This is a genomic window from Paenibacillus tabacirhizosphaerae, assembly GCF_040812395.1.
In the GTDB taxonomy this organism is placed as follows: Bacteria; Bacillota; Bacilli; order Paenibacillales; family NBRC-103111; genus Paenibacillus_E.
This window is the reverse complement of record NZ_JBFNXH010000002.1, coordinates 518,817-534,494: the sequence shown is the minus strand read 5'-3', so window position 1 is coordinate 534,494 and position 15,678 is coordinate 518,817. Positions and strand designations below refer to the sequence as shown.

8 protein-coding genes are annotated in these 15,678 nt (G+C 46.9%); all 8 read right to left on the bottom strand.

The window, feature by feature from the left end; translation table 11 throughout:
* Positions 1–282: 282 nt before the first annotated feature.
* Positions 283–3,159: an RCC1 domain-containing protein gene (locus ABRS97_RS05345; protein ID WP_367811863.1), complete on the bottom strand. Its 2,877-nt coding sequence runs from the start codon at positions 3,157–3,159 to the stop codon at positions 283–285.
* Between the two features lie 106 nt (positions 3,160–3,265).
* On the bottom strand, positions 3,266–6,412 hold the full coding sequence (locus ABRS97_RS05340; protein WP_367811862.1) for an efflux RND transporter permease subunit: 3,147 nt from the start codon (positions 6,410–6,412) through the stop codon (positions 3,266–3,268).
* On the bottom strand, positions 6,409–8,382 hold the full coding sequence (locus ABRS97_RS05335; protein ID WP_367811861.1) for an efflux RND transporter periplasmic adaptor subunit: 1,974 nt from the start codon (positions 8,380–8,382) through the stop codon (positions 6,409–6,411). The genes ABRS97_RS05340 and ABRS97_RS05335 overlap by 4 nt, the downstream gene beginning before the upstream one ends.
* 439 nt (positions 8,383–8,821) lie before the next feature.
* Entirely contained in the window at positions 8,822–9,589 is a 768-nt protein-coding gene (locus ABRS97_RS05330) for an AAA family ATPase (RefSeq protein WP_367811860.1), read from the bottom strand.
* A 187-nt stretch (positions 9,590–9,776) separates the two neighbouring features.
* Positions 9,777–10,970: an MFS transporter gene (locus ABRS97_RS05325; RefSeq protein WP_367811859.1), complete on the bottom strand. Its 1,194-nt coding sequence runs from the start codon at positions 10,968–10,970 to the stop codon at positions 9,777–9,779.
* 74 nt (positions 10,971–11,044) lie between these two features.
* A complete protein-coding gene (locus ABRS97_RS05320) occupies positions 11,045–11,572 on the bottom strand; it encodes a TetR/AcrR family transcriptional regulator (RefSeq protein WP_367811858.1) in 528 nt (175 codons plus the stop codon).
* A gap of 303 nt (positions 11,573–11,875) precedes the next feature.
* On the bottom strand, positions 11,876–14,629 hold the full coding sequence (locus tag ABRS97_RS05315) for an S-layer homology domain-containing protein (RefSeq protein ID WP_367811857.1): 2,754 nt from the start codon (positions 14,627–14,629) through the stop codon (positions 11,876–11,878).
* A 499-nt stretch (positions 14,630–15,128) separates the two neighbouring features.
* Positions 15,129–15,641 carry a P-loop nucleotide/nucleoside kinase family protein gene (locus ABRS97_RS05310; RefSeq protein ID WP_367811856.1) on the bottom strand — a complete coding sequence of 171 codons (513 nt, stop codon included), beginning with the start codon at positions 15,639–15,641 and terminating at the stop codon, positions 15,129–15,131.
* Positions 15,642–15,678 lie beyond the last annotated feature (37 nt).

Here is a 15,678-nt window from a genome sequence, read left to right as displayed (position 1 = left end):
TGAGCGACTTCGGATTTGTTAAAAAGACTTCACACAAGTGCACAACAACGTGGAATAAGGTTATCTGTTCTCGATTCCAAAGAATCGATTATGTTATAAATATACCGTACAGGTAAATGCACGAACAAAAAAGCCTCCTTCCCACTTCGACAATGGGTTGGCGGCTTCTTTGTTTGAAGTATGGTACTGGCTCTTTCCGCTCTCCCATTATGGGACAGCCCCTTTACACGGGGAAGTAATGTTTCTACGTCACACTTTCATACTATTCACTTCCCTACTGCTCTAGGGCTTGCTGCCAGCATGCTGTTTTGCTTGTTCCACGGCTAACGGGTCCACAGGAAGTGAGATGCCCTGCTGCGTTTTCAAAATCCGCTCAATCACGATAACCGCTTGCGCCCTGGTCGTGGCTTCGGTTGGCGCTAGATTCCCGGCGCTTAAGCCTTGAAGAATACCTTTGTTTACGGCTCCGAGCATCACGAAATCCGGGCTCATGACCGCATTCGGTTTTTGCAATTCAGAGCTTAGGATACGCAGCGCTACTGTTGCAATTTCCTGACGAGTAATAGGTAGATCCCACCCTGTTTGAAGATCGCCCGATTGCAAAATACCCGCCTTTTGCAGAACATCCACATACGGTTGTGACCATACTTGTTCGGAGGTAGCAGCTGCAACCGGCGTTCTCATAGCCGTAACGGCCAGCTTAAGGAATTCGGCCCTGCTGATAGCTTGATCGGGAAGAAAGCTGCCATCCCGATAGCCATCCACATAACCTTTCTCCGCTGCTTGAAGTATGGAATCTTTAGCCCAGTGTCCGTCCAGATCTTTAAAGCCGGCACTAAAACCCGTTAGCAGGCTCGGCGCATTCCGATTCGTTAGTGTATGATCGCCGAGCTGCCCCGTGTGATTGCCGCCCCATGTCCATATCGTCCCGTCTTTTAACATAACCATACTATGCGACCCGCCAGCGGCTGCATACTCTGCATTTCCTAACCCTTTTACTTGTTCGGGTTTGCTTTGATTGGTTTTCGAACCATCGCCTAATTGGCCAAATAAGTTCTGTCCCCAAGCCCACACCGTACCGTCGCTTTGAATCGCTAGGCTGTGGTAGGAACCGGCAGCAATCGTTTTAACTTTCAGTAGACTGCTTATTTGAACGGGTTTCGTTCGTGTTGCTGTCGTACCGTCTCCCAGTTCGCCGAAGGCGTTATATCCCCACGACCAAACGGTTCCGTCTTCTTTTAGAGCGAGGGCAAAGTTCTTCCCGGCAGCGATTGCTGTAACGCCTGTAACACCGTTGATTTCAACGGGCTGCTGTTTGCTGGCCACGGTGCCATCTCCCAGTTGTCCGCTCGTATTATCTCCCCAAGCCCAGATTTTACCTGTATTTTGCAGCGCTAAGCTGAAGTTAGAACCAGCAGCTACAGCGACGATATCGGACAATTGCACAATTTGATTCGTCGCAGCCGTGCGATCATGCCCAAGCTGCCCGTACGTATTGTCGCCAAAGCTCCAAACAGAGCCGTTATTCAGGAGAGCCACAGTATGATTGCTTCCAGCTGCTACGGCAACAACGCCTGTCAAGGAAGGAACTTGAGCAGGTGTTGTCCTGGCATTCGTCGTTCCGTCACCCAACTGACCAAAAAAGTTTTGCCCCCATGTCCAAAGCGTCCCGTCTTGTTTGACAGCAACCGTATGAGCATCACCGGCTTCTACAGCTGCCGCTTGGTCAACGTTCACTTGCTGCGGCGCCGTTTGGGAGGAATTGGAACCGACGCCCAACTGCCCGAAGGTGTTGCTTCCCCAACCATATAGACGATTGTTTTTAATGGCAAATGTATCGTTTTCCCCAGTTGAAAGAGGAAGCGTTTTGGGGCTTTTTATAATTACCGTACCTTCTCCAGGCTTAACGGCCGGCGGATTTAGCCATTCATTCACTTGGGTTTGAACAGGAGAAGGCTGATTCGTCAACGTTTTGTCGCCCAACTGGTTGTAGCTGTTATTCCCCCAAGCCCAAAGACTGTCATCTTTCCCTATGGCAAAAGAAAAATTCGTTCCCGTTCCTATATGAGCAATCTCAGGCAGGCCATCGACATGATCCGGAAACGTCTGATTCCAGGTGCGTCCATCGTAAGCTGTTCCGACCCCTAATTGGCCTGAAGCGTTATCCCCCCAAGCATACACACTGCCATCTTTCTTCAAGGCAACGGCATGGGAAGCCCCTGCCGAGATTTGGGTTACGTTCTCTAACCCTGTCACAAGGAGTGGCAGCGTTTGTTCCTGCGAACTCGTATTCATCGAAGCATTGTACATCGAGCTAGGATCGGATACCATGAGTCCCCATGTCAATACCGTGCCGTCTTCTTTGAGCGCCATGGAATAGTCATATCCTGCGGCAATTTGTGTAATATGCCAATAAGAACTCGTCACCATGATCGGCGTATTCAGCCTATTTTGATCATATCCATAACCTAACTCGCCAAAATAGTTGTCCCCCCACGCCCAAACAACACCATCCTGGTCGATTGCAAGCGTATGGTAGGCACCTGCTGCTATAGCTTTGACGGACTCGATGTTCCCTTTAACTTGAACCGGTTTCGTCTTGGAATCACTGGTACTGTCACCAAGCTGACCATACGTATTATCCCCCCAGCTCCAAGCCGTGCCGTCATCTTTGATGGCCACGGAGTGGTAATTGCCCGCTGAGATCGCTGTTACATGTGTCAAATCGGCAACTTGAACCGGTGAATTCCGATCCACTGTCGTTCCGTCGCCCAACTGACCAAACGTATTTTCTCCCCACGCCCAGACCGTTCCGTCATCTTTCAAAGCAAGTGAATGAGATTGCCCTACCGCAATGGCTTTAATATTCGTCAATCCGTTTATAGCGGTTGGCTGATTCCTGCTGTTCAATCCCCCGCCCAGCTTGCCTCGGAGATTATCCCCCCATGTCCAGACGGTTCCGTCTTTTTTCAGAAGAACGGTGAAGCCTTTCCCTCCACTAATTTGCAGGATGGATGAAGGCTGAATATCGACCGTTCCAGCGAGTGGTACGCTTGCTTCGGCCCACGCCTTCTCAGGAACACCTGAGAAAGCCGTAAAAGCGCTAAGCAGCATAAGCCCCAACAACCAGAAGGAAATGTTACGTTTCACTGTTTTCATGAGCCTTCTCCTTAGAGTTTTCCTTAAGGAAAACTAACTTCGTAAGCATTAACTGAGCTTTCCTTTAGGAAAGCTGACTTCGTAAGCATTAAGTTTTCTCCAGCCATTAGGCTGTAGTGCCCGATTCCTGAGTGGAAGCCGGTTTACGTGTGAACCTTTTCTTGATCCCGATCATCCAACCGTCAAGCAACGTATAAACAACAGGAATCAACACTAACGTTACGAGAGTGGACAAGGTTAAGCCAAAAGCGACGACCGTCGCCATCGAGGCCTGCGTCTCCGCTCCCTCTCCATAGCCGATAACAAGCGGCAGCATCGCAAGCACTGTCGTTGCTGTCGTCATAAGAATTGGGCGCAAACGCACCTTGCCCGCTTCAATCAGCGCATCGAATAGCGGCATTCCCTTGGCTCGAAGTTGATTCGTGTAGTCAATTAATACAATCGCATTATTCACGACGATACCGACCAGCATAATCATCCCGATGATTGAATTCATATTAATAGTCCGGCCTGTTACTACAAGTCCCAATATCGCCCCAATGAACGTCGGCGGCAAGGAGAACATGATAATAAAAGGACCATATAACGATTCAAACTGACTTGCCATAACCATGTAAACCAATACGACTGATAGAATCAGGATCAAGTACAAGCTTTTAAACGAATCGTTCTGGCTTGTTTGCTGACCGCCCATCTTGACCTGATAGCCATCAGGCGGTTGAATGGCATCGATCTTCTGTTTCACTAATGCCGATACTTCCCCGACCGAAGCGCCAAATACAGAGGCTTGAACCGTTGCTACCCGATTCTGGTCTTGTCTGCGAATTTGTGCAGGACCTGTGCCTGGCTCAACCTTTGCGATTTGACTAATGGGAATTACAGCCCCGGCAGCTGTATTAATCGTAATATTGTTAAAATTTTCAAGCTTATTCGTAAAATCGTTCGGATACTTCACGAGAACCGAAATTTGTGCACTGGCTGTTTTAAATTGCGTAGCGACACTACCCTGATAAGCGGTGCGCAAAGCTGTCATGACATCTCTCAGGGAAACCCCATAATGAGCAGCCGCATCCCGATCAATCGTTAAATTGAATTGCGGGATCGAACGATCCAACGTATTCTGTACGTTTCGCGTGCCGTCTACTGAGGTGATTTCTTGGGCTACCAAATCACCCAATTTTTGCAGAACGGTTAAATCGGGACCTGAAAGATCGACCTGAATGTCTCCGCCGCCAAAATTCCCGCCTCCGCCCAGACCTGGAAGCCTAACACCGGAAGGGATGCTAACCCCGATTTGCGCACCGGCAAAACCGGTTGTAAGTCCGCGGATTTGTTCAGCGACCTGATCCGTGCTCTTGTTTCTTTCGCTTAGCGGCTTCAATCTGATTTGAATACTGGCCGTATTCGTTGCCGAGGATTGAAATGCACCACCTCCGGAAGAGCCAACAGATGTAAAGACGGAGTCGATTTCCTTCACATCTTTTAATCTCGTCTCGAGCGTTGAGGCTACTTGATTCGTGACTTCAAAATCGGTCCCCTGCGGCAGGTTAATATTTAAATTCACTTGGCCTTGGTCCGTTTTAGGCGTAAGCTCATTCCCCACAATCCGGACAGCATACACACTTGCTGCAAATAGCAGCACGGTTATCGAGATAATCACCCACCGATGGAGCATCGACCAACGAAGCAGCCGTCCATACGCGTCTGTTAAACGGTTTAACGCTCTGCCGAACCAAATAAAGGGATTATACGATCTGCCTGTTGGCAGTTCTTCATCCACTTTGCCACGCAGAAGCTTGGCGGCAAGCATAGGAACTAGTGTTACAGCAGCGAACCATGCTGCAATATGGGAAAAACAGACGACGAGCGCCATCGGCCAGAAAAATTGCTTAACCAAGCCGCTAATAAAGGCAGTCGGCAGAAATACCGCAATTTGAGCGAGCGCTGAAGCCATGACCGCCGTACCTACTTCTGCTGTACCTACCTTGGCAGCTTCCTCCGGAGAAAGCCCTTCGTGCCTTTTGCGGAAAATACTTTCCAGTACGACGACCGCAAAATCGACGAGAGATCCAAGACCCAGCGCCAAACCGCCTAAGGTGATCGTATTAATCGTTTGATGACCGAAGTACATCATGCTGAACGTGCTAATGATGGAAATCGGGATAACTAAACCGATAATGAGCGTCGCTCTCATGCTGCGCAAGAAGAAGAGCAGGATGATGACGGAAAACACGCCGCCCAGCAGCGTATGTTCAATAACCGTGTTCAAGGAATCGCGAATAAACTTGGCTGAATCGTTTAGTACGGCGATATGAACGCCCTCTGGCAATTTGGATTCAATCGATTGCAGCGATTTCTGAATATTGCTCGAAACAGAGACCGTGTTGCCGTCCGATTGTTTGAGCACCGAAAGACTGACGCTGGATTCACCGTCTTTACGCGCTTCCAACGTGACATCTTGATACGTGTCGATAATTTGCCCCAGCTCGCTTAACGCAATCGTTTGGCCCTTGCCGAGCTGGATTTGAACTTTGCCGATATCTGCGGTGGATTTAAATTCACCATCAATGTGCAGCGGCACAAGTTGTTTGCCTTTGTTAACAAGCCCTGCGTCGGTGGAGGAGTTATCATTGCCTAGCGCAGAAACAAGCGTACTGAAAGAAATATTGTATTGCTGCAGTCGGCTCGGTTCCACCAAAATTTGAATTTGTCGCACACGTCCGCCGGTGACACCAACCGATGCTACGCCATCCGCCCTCTGAACATCGGGTGAGACGATGTTGTCCGCTAAGTTGCGAAGTGTCACTAGATCGGTTTTCCCATAAAGCGCCAGTGTCATAATTGGCGTACTGTTCGGGTCAACCCTGGAAACAACAGGGGCATCGGCATCGGTAGGCAACTGTCTGCGTACCCTATCCAATTTATCGCGCATCGTTAAAGTCGCTTGATCAATATTCGTGCCATAGTTAAATTGCAGCGTCACATTGCTCGAACCTGTCCGGGAATTCGAGCTTATGCTCGTTACGCCAGCAACTGTCGCCATCGCATTTTCAATCGGTTTCGTAATTTGCTGCTCAATCTGGCCTGGGGAAGCGCCGCTCCATGAAACAGAAACCGTAGCCGAAGGTATTTCAAGGTTCGGATATAGATCGACTGGTAAAAGAGGAACTGCGATAGCTCCCACTATGACAAGTGCAATCATCATCATGAAAATGGTGACTGGACGATGAACCGAGAAATTAGCTAATTTCACTGTCCAGCCCCCGCTTTCGAAGTGGCTGCATCAGCTCCGCTTGGACTCGGTTTTGCGCCGCCCTGTTCACTCCCTTGTTCTTGGCCCCCGGATTTTGCTTTGCCGCCTTGACCGCCGTATTTTCCTTGACCGCCTTGGCTCTGTCCTTGACCTTGGCCGGTTTTCCCGCTTTGAGTGCCTTGTCCTTGGCCCTGTCCGCCTTTCCCGCCTTGTCCGGTTCCTTTGCCTGCACCATTCGCGCCGCCCTCTTGCCCTGGTTGGCCAATTTGGACCGGCACGTTATCGGAAAGGAGCTCCTGGCCTTTCACGACAAGTTCGTCGCCAACGTTCAATCCGCTTGTAATTTCGAAGGAAGCGCTCGTCATTACGCCGACTTTCACAAGTACCTTGGAGGCTTTGCCATCCTTCACAATGAATACGGCATTGCCGCTTGGCTGGCTAAGAACAGCATCTGCAGGTATGACGATGGATTGTTTGCCTTCGCTTTTCAAAGACGATTCCGCGAACATGCCTGGCAATAACTCGTGATTGTCATCTTTCAGCTGAATGTCGACCAAATACGATTTCGATGTAGCATCCATCGTCGGATGAACTATGTAGACTGTGCCTTCAAACGATTTATTCAACGTAGGCACTTTGACTGACATCGGTAAACCCGCTTTGAATTTACCCACCGATGCTTCGGATACGTTCACCGTCGCGATAACCGGATCCATAGAGGAAATCGACATCACGGCGGATTGACCAGTATTTTGACCGACTGGCACTAGAACACTGCTTACAATACCATCGATCGGGCTAGTCAGCACACCGTCCTGCAATTGCTCGCTTAATACTTTAAGTTTCGTCTGCGATTGCTCCAGCTGAGCAGCGCTGACCTGCAAAGCATCCGTAGATTGCGCCGACTTTAGAGACTGTTTGGACTGATCCAGCAAAGCGTCCGCACTATTTTTGGAAATATCCTGTGTGGTTTGCGACTGTGCGAACTGCGTCCGGCTTAACTCGATCTGAGCCGCAGCTGTTCCTTGTGTGCTAGCCAGCGATAATAGCGCTGCGTTCAAGGACTCCTGGGCAACCTGCACACTCTGCGAGCTTTGTGCTGTCAACAACGCATTCTGCAAGTTCGTCAGCGATTGCTGGGCAGATTGCGTATCTTTATATTGAGATTGCTGTGCTTGCTGCAAGGCAAGCTGCGCGCTCTGCAATTTGGCCATTGCAGCCGTTTTATCTGTAGCCGTATTATACGCAGCAACGGCTTGCTGGACATTTAACTGAAATGTATCTATATTGTTGTTTTGCGTAGTAAGCAAGCCATCCAACTGGGAGTTCAGGTTTGTTTGCGCAACAGTCACGGCAGTAGCCGCATCTGATTGAGCTTTGCTGAAGCTGGCTTGCGCGTTGGAAACTCCTTGTTTCGCGTTCTCGATGGCATTTTGTTGTGAAGCTATTGCATTATTGAGCTGCGCTTGTGCGATCGCGACTGCATTTTTTTGGTCAGTAATTGTTTTCTCGTAAGCCGCTTGTTGAACGGCCAGCGATTTTTGAGCAGCTGTCACACTGTTGGCTTGTTCATTAACCGCTTTACTATACTGTGCTTGGCTTACCGCTACATCGACCTTCGATTGCTCAACGGATTGCTGCAATGTCGTAGTGTCAATATGCGCCAATGCTTGCCCTACTTGTACGCGGTCCCCTACATTCACATCCAAGGACGTTATTCGTCCACTGGCTTTCGATGAAAGATTTGTTGTGAACGCCGGTGTAATCGAACCCGTAAATACTTGTCCGCCGCCAATGTCCGACAATTTGACAGGCTGCGTTTCTACCGTCATTTGACGTACTCCCGAACGACCGTTTGCCCCTGGTTTAGCTGTGGTTGTTGCAGCTGTGCTGCATCCAGCTATGGTGACGGTTATCGCGGTAACGACTGCGATGATCGTGGTACTCTTGAGTGAACTGTACTTCCTCATTGGTTTGAAACCTCCGTCTACTTCTATTCATTTGGGCAAATCGTTCCTCCTCACCATACTAGATGATCATGATAAAATTGTGATGAATATGTAAAGAAAATGTAAAAAAACAGAGGCTGTCCCTCAGGTCTTGTCTAAACCCATACGTTTAGGCATTGGGAGGGAACTTGGGTATGGGTTCTAACCGCTGCTAAAAAGCAAGCATCCCGAAAGTGATGGATATACCACTTTGAGAACAAGTCACTTGAATAATTGTTGCCCCACCAATCTGATGCTACCTCAAAATTGCTCTACAGTCCTCTGGGTCAATATGTCTTATCTAACACAAATTCTATCTATTTGCTTAATTAACCTACCCAATAGTTGAACAGGCTGCCGATTTGTTGCCGGCAGCCTGTTCTCATTATGCTATAGCGGTACTCACACACGTAAATTTCTTTTATTCGTCCTTTGCTTGATTTTCAAATAACTTCTTGAGCATATTGTCTTTGTTATTTAGAAACTGCCTCATAATCACGTAATGATCCGTTTCCTCCAAAGACCTAATTTCAATTCCATCTGGTTTCAGATTATATATAATCGAATCCGGATATGCCATAAGGATTGGGGAGTGAGTTGAAATGATAAATTGTGAATTTTGTTGAACTAACTCATGAATTCGAGCAAGCATCGCCATTTGACGGAGTGGGGACAATGCAGCCTCAGGTTCATCTAAAATATATAATCCTTTGCCTCCAAAACGGTGGACGAATGTTGAAAAAAACGACTCACCATGTGACTGCTCATGTAATGACTTCCCACCGTAAGAATCTTTAATTGGACGACCGGAAGAAAATTGACTATCGAGGTCATCAATATTTGTAGCAAGATTATAGTAACTTTCAGCTCTAAAGAAGAAACCATCTTTTGGTCGATGAGGACCTTTTATCAATTGAATAAATTCATGCAAGTTAGAATGAGTAGATCGAGTCGAAAATGAAAAATTAATAGTCCCACCCTCAGGATTAAACCCCCACGCTACAGCAATTGACTCCATTAGCGTTGATTTTCCCATTCCATTTTCACCAACTATATAGGTTACCTTGGGGTGGAAATCAAGCTTATTGAGATTTTTAATTACCCCTAGATGAAAAGGATAGTAATTGTAGGAGGGGACACTCTGTCTCTTCAGCTGAATCTGCCTTAAAAATGATTCATGAGAATTCATATCTTAACACTCCATTTTGTAGTGTTACTTTACTGGGGACTTTTTGTTTAATTGCCATCTTAACTTATTCCCACTTATTCCCTCTTTGCAATCTTATCATAATATAGAAATAAATAATAAATCCCCCAACAAAGTTCAACATAGCACCACGCATAACTGCCCGTTACTTCAATAATTTATAATTATATTAATTTTTCTCAGTCGTATAATAAATCATCGCGATAATCGGAAAAGCTATTCCAATCCACAACGTTGCATTCCAGCCACCTAAAGCATATGCCCACCCACCTAAGGATGACCCTATAGCACCGCCAAGAAAAAAAATGGCCATGTATAATCCATTTAATCGGCTTCGTAACTCTGCCCCTAATGAGAAGATGACTCGCTGTCCAAGGACCAGATTAGCAGAAACCCCCATGTCTAAAAGGATCGCTGCAATGACTAGGATGGCAACTGCAGCTGTTGAACCGCCTTGAATCATCAGGGGAAGCAATATAGAAATGATAACAATAGCTAGCGCTAATCCTGTGGCAGGTCGAATCCAACCTTTATCCGCAAAACGTCCCGCCACGGGCGCAGCAACCGCCCCAGATACCCCGACCAGTGCGAACAATGCAATCTCTTTTTGAGAAAAATAAAATGTGGGGCTACTCAATAACAAAGGAACAGTTGTCCAGAACAAGCTAAATGTCCCAAACATACAAGCGTGATAGATCGCTCGACGGCGCAGGATCGGAGTCGTTCGGAGTAAATGCCACATGGAGCCCATAAGGGTTAGGTATTGTACATTTACCAACGGCTTCCTTGGAGGCAGTGCCTTTGCTAATAAGAGTGCCAGAACAAAGGTCGTCGCGGCAGACAAGAAGAATACAGCGTGCCAGCCCAAGAGATCTGCCACCAAACTCGATACAGGCCGTGCAAGCATGATACCGAGTAACAGACCGCTCATGACATTACCAACTGCACGTCCGCGCGAGGCATCAGGCGATAGATGAGCTGCATAAGGTACCAGCACCTGAGCTGCGACTGATCCTATCCCAATAAACAGTGAAGCTATGAGGAATAGCGCTGCATTTTCCACTACTGCCGCAATCGTCAAAGCGACTGCAGTGAAGAGCAATGATGCCACTACCAGCCGTCGGTTTTCAAGAATGTCTCCCAAGGGTACGATAAATAATAAGCCGATACCGTATCCAATCTGGGTAAGTGTGACGACAAGCCCTGCAGTCTCTGCAGATAACCCGATTGTTGAACTGATGGGTCCCACCAAGGGCTGCGCATAATAGAGATTAGCTGCGATTACACCGCACGAAATTGCCAGAAGGAGGGTGATCCAAGATGAAACAGGTCTCTCAACTTTTTGGTTTGCGCTTAGACTCATAGCAAGCTCCTTTACAATAGTTTTAGAAGATAAGTTTTTCGGAACGATCGTTCCGGTAATATTAAAAAAAAATGCTACAGCATCTCAATCACAGTATTAATCATGTTATGAACGACTTCCTTGTCACTTTTTACTTTGGATATTACATTTATACTATGATTGAGGTTAAGCAATAAATGCGATAGCACTTTTATATCTTTTTTGGGGTCTATTTCTCCTGTCTGCTGTCCTTTATGTAAAAGTTCATAAAAAGACTGTTCCAATACCTCAAATCGATCACGTACCAATTCACGTAGTTGTTCATCTGGTGAATCCATGCCAATGGTTGCATTGGTTATCAAGCATCCTTTTGGCAAATTCTCATCAAATGCGGAAGTAATGTGCTGATCAAAATACTGTCGGATTCCAACTTTCGCAGACGGCGCATTTACTAAGAGATTTCTTTTATTTTGCCCTATTTTTTTGTAATGGTGTATTGCCTCAACATAAAGCGTCTGTTTGTCCACAAATGTTTCGTACAAGCTTGATCTGCTTAATCCCATTGCTTTTAATAAATCCGGTATGCTTGTCGCTTCGTAACCTTTTTCCCAAAAAACTAACATTGCCTTATGAAGTACGCGCTCCTTGTCAAACTCTTTTGTACGTCCGATGGTTAATTCCCCCTCTCTGTAGCAACAGTATAATATTTCAGGAACGAACAGTCCAATATTTTTTTATTATGATTCCAATCAAGTTCCATCAAACTGCCCGTTAGCTCAATGCCCAGCAGGACATATGTACTAATTTGGGTGTTTTTTTCATATGTTTTTTGTGGGATTGGATAACTAGATTTTAATTACTATTTTAAAAATAAAAGAGCCAAGTGCAGCATACACTTGTCCCTTTTATTCGGAGAAGAAATGGTATTAGTTAAGTGAATCCAACAGCGTCTTCACCTGCGGGTTGAGCTTCAGCGCATTCAGGATGATCTGCAGAGCTTCTGCACGTGTGGAGTTGCTCTTGGCATCAAACTTTCCATCTGCTTTGCCGTTGATGATACCAGCTTGTGCTTCAGCTTTAATCTCGTTTGCTGCATAAGAACCCTTTAGATCATCGAAATTCCCTTTGGTGGTGTCCTTCGATACGTTGTTAATGTCTACGATGCGGGATAAAAGGATAACCATTTCCTCGCGGGTGATCGTGTTATCCGGCTTGAACGTACCGTCCTCGTACCCGCTGATTACCCCTGCCTCTGCAAGGTTCGCAATTGCGTCTTTCGCCCAGTGGCTGCCTACGTCCTTCAACGTGATGCTAGTAGGGTTACCACCTTGTATATCGAACACGCGACTCAGAATCACTGCAAATTCAGCACGTGTGATCTGATCATCCGGCTTGAACGTACCATCATTATAACCTTCAATAACATGCAACTTTATGAAAGTATCAATAGTCTTTTCAGCCCAGTGGCCTTTCGTATCCGAAAGTGTTACTGTAATTGGATTGCTTTTAGCCTCCTGAATCCGAGTCTCAATGTTCTTAACAACATTGGCATCACCCTTTACTATATCCGACTTGAACACATCCATTGCTGGAGTTGGTGTCGGGGTCGGGGTTGGGATCGGTGCTGGTGCCGGATTCGTGTTAGTTGAACCGAATTTAGTATCACCATTGCCAGAAGGTTGAGAAGCCCGCGTGACATTGGCCGTATAAGTTGTCGGAGTTCCAGCTTGTGCCGTGATAACAATGCTAATGACATTTGAACCCACACTCAGATTAATCGGATTATTAACTGGAGCCCCATTGAACTGTAATTCCGCTGTTGCATTGCTATCGGAAGTCGTATAGGTAACTGTCGTGACAGAAACATTGTTAGGTACAGTTGCAGTGTAGGCGTACACATCTCCACTTACTGTTTGATCGAGCGTAATGCCGCTTAAATTCAGCGAGCTCAAGGTAGCTTTGCTAGAAACCGGCTTAGTACTGCTTTCATTGGAATTCCCGCTTATCCCTTCGTCATATCTCGCTTTGACGATGAAATAATAGGTCGTACCGTTCGTCAATCCAGTTGCCGTGTAGCTGTATGTAACACCGCTCACAGTTGCTTCCGCTGTAGGCCCGTACGCGCCGGAAGCCGCTGCCTTATATACGTTATAAGTGACTACTCCGGACGTAGTCGAAGCCGACCAATGTAACGTCACCTGTCCATCACCGGCTACTAATGTCAATCCAGTTGGAGCGTTAAGCATTCTGCTCACTGTGACGATGGACGAGGCCGTATATCCTCCTTCAACCGTTGTTGCAGTAATAGTTGCCGTACCTGCAGCCACTGGCGTGACGATGCCGGTGTTGTTTACTGTCGCAACACTAGAGTTGCTACTTGTCCACGTCACGCTCTTATTTCCGGCACTGCCGGGAGCAACCGTCGCAGTCAATACGGCAGTGCTTCCACCTGCCGACAAGGATAGCGAAGTCTGATCCAAGGTTACACCGGTTACATGGGCTCCGATCTGAATCGTTCCGGTGCTGTGGCTCATACCTGACATAACGCTTGCCGTGGCAGTACCATCGGCAAATCCCGAGGCTGTGACCTTTAGTGTTTTTGAACCCGGAAAAGCATCGTTAAAAGTAAATTTTCCCGACGCATCCGTTGTGGCTGTTGTTGACGTAAAGCCGCCAGTCATGGTGACCGTCGCCCCACTGACCGGGTTGTTAGTCAAGTCTTGAACGGTACCGCTGAGTGCTCCTGATGTATACATAGCTCTTAACCCGTTACTGGTCGCGACATATATACTCCCTGAAGAATCTATACTGAGTGACCAAACATTTCCGAGCTTGGCGCCACTCGCCGCCTCGCCGTCACCTGAATTGCCGGTTACGCCTGTTCCCGCTACAGTATTGATGCTTTTAGTGGCAGTGGTGAGATCGATCTTTCGAACAACAAAATTGTCATATTCTGCGATGTAAAGCTGACCGTCGAAGATAGCAAGGTTGTGCGGACCGTGTAGCTTGGCATTGCTTGCTTGGCCGCCGTCGCCCGAATACCCGCTAGTATTGGAAGTTCCTGCTATGACGGTAACATTCCCGTTTGAGTCGATTTTCTTAATTACTTGTTCCATATATTCAGATACGTAGACATTGCCGTCGGAATTCGCGGCAACACCCATAATCTGTGAAAAGCCGGTCGCTAATGTCGTAACATTACCTTGCGAGTCTACCTTGTACAAGCTGGTTAATGAACCGTTGCTATAATACAAATTGCCGGAGCCGTCGACAGCCAGTGACATATTCGAACTCAAATTGGTAGGACCTGTAACTGTCGTGACCGTTCCTGAAGGATCTACTTTTTTTAATCCTGCAGTCGCCGCCGCATAAATATTATCGTTAGCGTCGATAACAAGCTGATAGGTTGTCGAGCCCAAAGAAGCAAAGGTGCTTTCCACGCCTGCAGTCGTGAGTTTATAAATTTTTGTCGCATCTGTTGATTTTACGTAATAAAGATTGCCGCTTGAGTCTACCGTTACCCCTTGATAGCCGCCTGATTTAATTGTGCTGATTATAGGACCAGTGATCGACGCCTCGGATACGGGTGCAAATAAACCTAGGTAGGAAGAGAAAAACAAAACCACTAACATGATTAAAAAAGTCTTTTTGACAAGCTGCTGACTAATTTGAAGTTTCAAAATTTACCATCCATTCTCTGTTGAGTTTTGTAAGCCATGAATCAAACCGCAGAACAAATAAGCTCAAATACCTACATCGGCCCTCATCCTCAGAACCTCCTCTTATTCAAGACTCATTGTCATTCGCCCCCTATTCTATCAAACCATTCTCCCAAAATTCTCACAAAACCACGGTTTTTGTCGAAAATAATATAAAAATCAGAGGAAATATCTTCTCCCTGCATGCATCGTGGTCGTTAAGTAGATATATTCTATAAATTAGCATGTCTATCTTCTATATTTCGACATTAAGCTTCATTATAAAGACATATGTATACAATCTCTTATTCACCTTATCCAAAGCAGAAAGGCCCCGATTCTCCATTTCCCCCTAACATCGAAGTTAGCAGAAAGTAAATGGATTCTAGGGCCTTTTTTGCACGTTTGACGATGTTTCATCGGCAGACATGCATACAAATTGGGAATGTCTTTCATTGAGCTTTCGTTCCCTTTAGCGGAATCAACTAAATTTTCTACGCTCTCGATCCAATCGTTCAAACAACGTTTTTAAGCTTTCGGCCACAGTTTGGTGAGCTGTGTCAATGACGATGTGATCTCGGTCCAAAACATCGTACTGTCGGTTCCTGACTTGCTCCCACGTGGGAAGAACAAAGCCGGGAATATCGGTTTCGCGCGTTTTGATTCGATGCCTGTGTTCGCGATCGTCCGAGCAGACCACTTCGATTTCCACAAACGGAGTTTTAAGAGATTCCGCCACGTTGCGCCAAGCTTGGCGCGTTACTTGGATGGGATTAACCGTATCTGCTACCACGTCAAGGCCCAACCGGAGATTCTGCGATGCAATCGCATAACACACGATGTAACCCGCAGGTCCATCGACCCATGTTCCAGCAGACCGCAAAGCCTGCTCTACGACATCGACCCGGAGATACGTTGCCTGTAACTCTCTAGCCAAAGCTGATGATAACGCGGACTTCCCGGTGCCTGGTAACCCACTAAATATATAGAGCATTAACCTCGCCTCCTGCGCTAAACATCATTCCTCGTCG